Origin of the sequence: Glutamicibacter sp. (assembly GCF_050701915.1) — a bacterium.
In the GTDB taxonomy this organism is placed as follows: Bacteria; Actinomycetota; Actinomycetes; order Actinomycetales; family Micrococcaceae; genus Glutamicibacter.
In genome coordinates this window covers 1-5,739 of the sequence record NZ_JBOGEG010000064.1, presented here as the reverse complement: position 1 = coordinate 5,739, position 5,739 = coordinate 1, and the positions used below count along the sequence as shown (strand labels likewise).

Here is a 5,739-nt window from a genome sequence, read left to right as displayed (position 1 = left end):
TGCCCGAGGCTCTTGTTTTGGCTTGTGCGAAGCTTAATGGCCCGAGGTTGAGTGGGTCTCTTCTGGAGTCAGGTGCTCGGTGACCGACTGGTCAGAACCGCCTGGTACGAAGTCCCGGTATTCAGCCAGGGTGCCATCGACAACTGGAACGCTGAATTCCACGTTTTCACCGGCTACGGTGAAGACCGAGTCAGCATGCTCGCCAGCTGCAATGCCCATGTTCTTGATGATCTGCTTGTTCTTGTCTTCTTCAAGCTTGATGGCACCGTCTGCAGGAACCTGGATGGAGACAGGTGCTGCGTTGTCAGCCTTGACCGACAGGGTCAGCGCGGAATCGCCGGCGTTGACTACGGAGCCGATCAGGCGGGCTTCAGTGTCGTCGCTGTTGGTGACGAACATCAGGTTGCGAACCTTTGCGTCTGAGACATCGACGTTGACGCCATCGCTGGCGGCGTAGTCGGTGTTGGTGGCCTGCTCGTTGATGGCGCCACAGCTGGTGACACCGAATGCCAGGGCAGCCACAGCGAGGGACGCGGCAATGCGACGTCCAGCGGTCATGCGTGCGGTGATCACGACACTAACTCCTCGGTGAGAAAAATGAGTTGCTTCGGTTCGTGGCCTGTTTAATCGAATGCACCTAGGGCAGGGGCAATCGCGAAATGGACCACGATTACCTCTAAGCCTAGCCGTTTTTCACGCAAAGACGCGATTTAGCGACGTGCAACACACGCATTTCGACAAGTTGTAGACAACCGTTGCCGGGAAGGGGGTTGGTGCGCAGTCGACTGCCTTACCTTCTTCATAGCATGTTTCTCTTGCAAGTGGAAGAGGCAATTCCGCGTGAATTCGCGGTTATATGGGGCACAATCGCAGGCTCCTGAATAGCGGACATGGTAGACTAGGACGTGGGAAAGGGGTTTATCCACATGGTTTTTGAGGTTGGCGAGACTGTTGTCTACCCGCACCACGGTGCCGCAATGATCGAAGAGATCAAGATGCGCAAGATCAAGGGCGAAGAGAAAATGTATCTCAAGCTCAAAGTGGCTCAGGGTGACCTGACCATCGAGGTTCCAGCTGAGAACGTTGATCTTGTTGGCGTACGTGACGTGGTAGGTCAGGAAGGCTTGGACCATGTGTTCGATGTCCTTCGTGCTGAATTTACCGAAGAGCCGACCAACTGGTCGCGCCGCTACAAGGCAAATGTCGAGAAGCTCGCTTCCGGCGATGTCATCAAGGTTGCAGAAGTAGTTCGCGACCTGTGGCGCCGAGAAAATGACCGTGGTCTGTCGGCAGGCGAAAAGCGAATGCTGGCAAAGGCTCGCCAGGTATTGATCAGTGAATTGGCCTTGGCCAAGGATCTGGACGAGGCCAAGGCAGAAGGCCTCTTGGACGAGGTTCTGGCTTCGGCCTAACCCCCGTTCTGGTAACGCATCGCCGTGAAACGCTCCCAAGCGTTTCACGGCTTTTGGCATTAAAGCAGCCAAAGCGGAATCACGTGGCACGATAAGCTGGGCGCTGTGAAGCAAAGCGAAGTGCATAATTCAAGCCTGATCCTCGTGGCCGCCGGAATGGGAACGCGCCTCGGCGCTGGCCTTCCCAAGGCGATGGTCCAGGTGGCCGGGAAATCCCTGGCTGAACACGCCGTGGACCGGATCCTGGGGATTCCGCAGATCACCGAAATCATCGTGGTTACCCCGCCGGAGGACGAACGCCTGGCCGCGACCATGGCGCAGTACGGGGACAAGGTCCGCACCGTTCCCGGCGGTGCAAGCCGCGCTGCGTCGGTTCGCGCCGGCCTGGCTGAAGTCAGTTCCGCCGCCACCAGCATCCTGGTCCATGACGCCGCCCGGGCATTTGCCCCGGCCGAGCTGCATGAACAGGTGCTTGGCGCCCTGGCCGATGCGCAGTGCCACGCCGTCATCCCGGCATTGAACGTCACCGACACCATCTGCGTGGTCGAGCCCGATGCCGCCGGTGAGCACGAAATCGTCAAGGAAACCCCGGCGCGTTCCATCCTGCGCGCGGTGCAAACCCCGCAGGGCTTTGACGCGCAGCTGTTGCGCGATGCGCATGCCCAGCTGGATACCTGCACCGCTGCCGAACTGGATATGGTTACCGACGATGCGTCGATCGTGCGGGCTTTTGGGGCCGAAGTCCGAGTGGTGCCCGGATCGCAGCAAGCCATGAAAGTCACCTATCCCGAAGATCTCGACGCGGCAGGAAAGCTCGCGGCGAGCCAGCCCGCAGCCGTCCCAAGCGCAAAGGAAGAAGCAATGATCCTGCCACGAGTCGGCAACGGCATCGATGTTCACGCGGTCAGCAAAGACCCAACTCGCGAAATGTGGCTGGCAGGACTGCACTTCCCGGAAGACACCGGACTTTCCGGCCACTCCGATGGCGACGCAGTAGCGCACGCGGCCTGCGATGCGCTGTTCTCTGCAGCGGGCATTGGCGATCTGGGCACGCACTTCGGTGTGGACCGCCCGGAATTCGCCGGGGCCAGCGGTGTGAGCCTGATTGCAGAAGCCGCCCGCCTGGTGCGCGAGGCGGGATTCGAAATCGGCAATGTCGCGGTGCAGTTCGTTGGCCGCCGCCCGCGCTTTGCCGCGCGCCGCGAAGAAGCCAATAAAGTGCTTAGCGAGGCTATCGGCGCCCCAGTCAGCGTCATTGCGACCACCAGCGACGGGCTGGGCTACGAGGGGGAGGGCAAGGGCGTGACCGCCTATGCCACCGCACTGGTCTACCCGGTATCGCGCTAGGCCTGTTGGTGGCGCTGCGGCGCTTCGATCATCGAGAGAGTCACAAGTGAAGTACAAAGGGTGCATCCATCGGATAACCTTAAAGGCGTGAGCCTGCGATTCTATGACACCAAAACAGCATCCGTACGCGACTTCCAGCCATTGGCGGAAGGCGAAGTCAAGCTGTACTACTGTGGCGCCACCGTGCAGGGCATGCCGCACGTGGGCCACGTTCGCAGCGCCATCGTCTTCGACCTATTGGTGCGCTGGCTCGAATACCGCGGCTTCGCCGTCACCACCGTCCGCAATGTCACGGACATCGATGACAAGATCCTGGAGAAGTCGGCGAAATCCTTCGCCGAGGACTTCGAAGCCGATGCCCACTACAAGCCGCGCGAAGAATGGTTCGCCCTGGCGTACCGCTTCGAGCAGGAATTCGCACGGGCCTACGAGGCTCTGGGTGTCCAACGCCCAACCTACGAACCACGTGCGACCGGGCACATCACCGAAATGCATGAGCTGATTGCACAGCTGATCGAACGCGGCCATGCCTACCCGGCGGCCGATAGCTCCGGAGATGTCTACTTCGACGTGCGCTCCTATGAGCAGTACGGCGCACTGACCCGCCAGAAGATCGACGATATGCAGGACGCGCCGGATTCGGATCCGCGCGGCAAGAAGGACCCACGCGACTTCGCGCTGTGGAAGGGCTACAAGGGCACCGATCCGCTGACCGCTTCCTGGCCAAGCCCATGGGGACGCGGCCGCCCAGGCTGGCACCTTGAGTGCTCGGCGATGGCTGGCAAGTACCTGGGCAGCGAATTCGACATCCACGGCGGCGGACTGGATCTGCGCTTCCCGCACCACGAGAACGAGATGGCCCAGTCCAACGCGGCTGGCCACGGCTTTGCAAACTTCTGGATGCACAACGGCATGGTCACCTACGAGGGTGAGAAGATGTCCAAGTCCATTGGAAACACCATTTCCCCGGAAGAAATGCTCGCGCTGGCCGACGCCCGAGTGGTGCGCTACTTCTTGGGCCAGGCACAGTACCGTTCGATGCTCGACTACCGCCCGGACTCGCTGACCGAAGCGGGGGCAGCGGTGGAACGCATCGACACCTTCATCTCCAACGCGCGCTACCGCCTGGGTGCCGTCGCCGAGTCGATCGTGGCCACCGGGGTTCCGGAAGCTTTCGGCACCGCGATGGATGATGACCTGAACGTTCCAATGGCGCTGGCCGCACTGCATGAAACCGTGCGGCTGGGCAATGCATCCTTGGATAGCCGTGAGGACGCTGCCACTGCCAAGGCCTTGGGCCAGGTCTTGGCCATGACCCAGGTATTGGGCCTGGATGATGCCGGCAGCAATGAAGGCTCGAAATCTTCTGCAGAGCACGCAGCCCTGGATCAGCTGATCCAGGCCCAGTTGGCTGAACGCGCCGAAGCGCGAGCTGCCAAGGACTGGGCACGCTCCGACGCCATCCGCGATGCGCTGGCTTCCGCTGGCATTACCGTGGCGGACTCGGCCGATGGCGCTCGCTGGACTCTGGACAACTAGTCGCGAACAAGCGCGACGCCAACGAACTCAAAACTAAAGGACATGAACCAATGAACAAAAAGGGCCCAACCAAGGGTAGTGGTGGCAAGGGACGTCGTTCCCTCGAGGGCAAGGGCCCGACTCCCAAAGCGGAGGACCGCCCGTACCACAAGGCTTACCGTGCCAAGCAGCTCTCCGAGCGCTCGGCCGCCAAGCGCAGCACCGGCCGCCGAACCGACCGCATCAAGGTCAACGCCGAATTCGTCACCGGCCGCAACTCCGTCGTTGAGGCGCTGCGCGCCGGCATTCCTGCCAAGGCGCTGCACGTTGCCATCCGCATCGACGTTGATGACCGCGTCCGCGAATCCCTGAAGCTGGCTGCCGAGCAGGGCATCCCGCTGATGGAAGCATCCAAGCCCGAGCTCGACCGCATGACCGATGACGCGATCCACCAGGGCATGGCCCTGCAGATCCCGCCATACGAATACAAGGATGCAGTCCAGCTGGCTACCAAGGCCATCAAGGACTTCGACAAGGGATACACCAGGACCCAGCCGCTGTTCCTGGCACTGGATGGAATCACCGACCCGCGTAACCTGGGTGCGATTGTTCGTTCGGCTTCTGCCTTCGGCGCAGACGGCGTGATCATTCCAGAACGCCGCAGCGTCGGCATGACCGCTTCGGCATGGAAGACCAGCGCCGGTGCAGCTGTACGTGTACCAGTGGCCAAGTGCAGCAACCTGACCAGCGCACTGAAAGAAATCAAGGCTGCTGGCATTTTCGTGATCGGCCTCGACGCCGGTGGGGATATGGAGCTTCCGAACTTCGAATTGGCAACCGGCCCGCTGTGCATCGTGGTAGGTTCCGAAGGCAAGGGCCTGTCCCGACTGGTCCGCGAAAACTGCGACGCCATCGTTTCGATTCCAATCGACTCGGCAATGGAATCGCTGAATGCTTCGATGGCTGTTGGCATCTCGCTCTACGAGGTATCGCGTTTGCGTGCTGGACAGGCGAAGTAGTCTTCAGACACCGTGAATGGGCCATAGCTTGCCAAGGCAAGCTATGGCCCGTTTTCGTTAAGGTGACCTGCTTCATAACAACAATTTTCCGTTGTTTTTAGCCGATATTCACCTTGCACCGCAGGGAATCCGCATGATTCCGGGGATTCCGGGCAGAAAAGTATGGAAACTGGCCGATTTTGCGTCCTGGCCGAACCCGTGTAAAGTTTTATCTCGCGCCGCTGATCCGGACAGCCTGAAAGGGCGAAACGGAAAAGGCGGGGTGAACGATACTGAAACGTCGAGTTGACAACGGTCAACTTGGTGGTAAGCTTGTAAAGTTGCTCCGGAGCGAAGCAGTGATCTTCTGAAATGGTCATTGTGGTGTCGAGAGTGTTTGTTGTTTGAGAACTCAATAGTGTGCCAAGTTTGTTGATACCGAATATTTTTATTTGGTGAATACA

At 59.9% G+C, this 5,739-nt stretch carries 6 protein-coding genes; 4 read left to right on the top strand and 2 right to left on the bottom strand.

All coding sequences use genetic code 11. From position 1 onward, the window contains the following. Window positions 1–33 precede the first annotated feature (33 nt). A complete protein-coding gene (locus tag ACRDT3_RS18840; RefSeq protein ID WP_431494443.1) occupies window positions 34–573 on the bottom strand; it encodes a hypothetical protein in 540 nt (179 codons plus the stop codon). Window positions 574–926: 353 nt separating this feature from the next. Here ACRDT3_RS18840 and ACRDT3_RS18835 point away from each other — a divergent pair, with 353 nt between their 5' ends. From ACRDT3_RS18835 to rlmB, 4 genes are all read left to right on the top strand, one after another. Further along, a complete protein-coding gene (locus ACRDT3_RS18835) occupies window positions 927–1,412 on the top strand; it encodes a CarD family transcriptional regulator (protein WP_038993823.1) in 486 nt (161 codons plus the stop codon). Between the two features lie 120 nt (window positions 1,413–1,532). Then, the gene (ispD, locus tag ACRDT3_RS18830; RefSeq protein WP_431494442.1) at window positions 1,533–2,759 is read left to right on the top strand and encodes a 2-C-methyl-D-erythritol 4-phosphate cytidylyltransferase; all 1,227 of its coding nucleotides are present in this window, start codon (window positions 1,533–1,535) and stop codon (window positions 2,757–2,759) included. An 87-nt stretch (window positions 2,760–2,846) separates the two neighbouring features. Next, complete coding sequence (gene cysS / locus ACRDT3_RS18825; RefSeq protein ID WP_431494441.1) at window positions 2,847–4,298, top strand: cysteine--tRNA ligase; 1,452 nt, start codon at window positions 2,847–2,849, stop codon at window positions 4,296–4,298. A gap of 50 nt (window positions 4,299–4,348) precedes the next feature. Beyond that, window positions 4,349–5,296: a 23S rRNA (guanosine(2251)-2'-O)-methyltransferase RlmB gene (rlmB, locus tag ACRDT3_RS18820; protein ID WP_431494440.1), complete on the top strand. Its 948-nt coding sequence runs from the start codon at window positions 4,349–4,351 to the stop codon at window positions 5,294–5,296. Between the two features lie 41 nt (window positions 5,297–5,337). On the opposite strand, the gene ACRDT3_RS18815 is transcribed toward rlmB, so the two are convergent. Further along, on the bottom strand, window positions 5,338–5,739 hold a 402-nt coding region (locus ACRDT3_RS18815), incomplete at its 5' end, for a hypothetical protein (protein ID WP_431494439.1).